This is a genomic window from Vogesella mureinivorans, from assembly GCF_007644035.1.
GTDB classification, from domain to species: Bacteria; Pseudomonadota; Gammaproteobacteria; order Burkholderiales; family Chromobacteriaceae; genus Vogesella; species Vogesella mureinivorans.
In genome coordinates this window covers 1-296 of record NZ_VMTV02000002.1, presented here as the reverse complement: position 1 = coordinate 296, position 296 = coordinate 1, and the positions used below count along the sequence as shown (strand labels likewise).

The window sequence follows — 296 nt, the reverse complement described above, 5'->3', positions numbered from 1 at the left end:
AGCCGGTGTTCCTGGTGGCCACCGCCAACAGCATCGAGCAGCTGCCGCCCGAGCTGCTGCGCAAGGGCCGCTTCGACGAGATCTTCTTCGTCGACTTGCCGGGCACATCCGCACGCCAGCAGGCCTTCGCCATTCATCTCGGCCGCCGCCAGCAGACCATCGAGGCCTTCGACCTCGCGGCCCTGTCGACGGCCAGCGTGGGCTTCTCCGGCGCCGAGATCGAACAGGCCGTGGTCGCGGCGCTGTACGACAGCCACGCCGATGGCCAGCGCCTCGGCCAGTCGCATCTGCTGTCA

The 296-nt window shown here is 68.9% G+C and carries 1 protein-coding gene; it reads left to right on the top strand.

Annotated features, from left to right (window positions below):
• Positions 1-296, top strand: a 296-nt coding sequence (locus FLQ44_RS23415; RefSeq protein ID WP_206208582.1) for an AAA family ATPase, incomplete at both ends; no start/stop codon positions are given.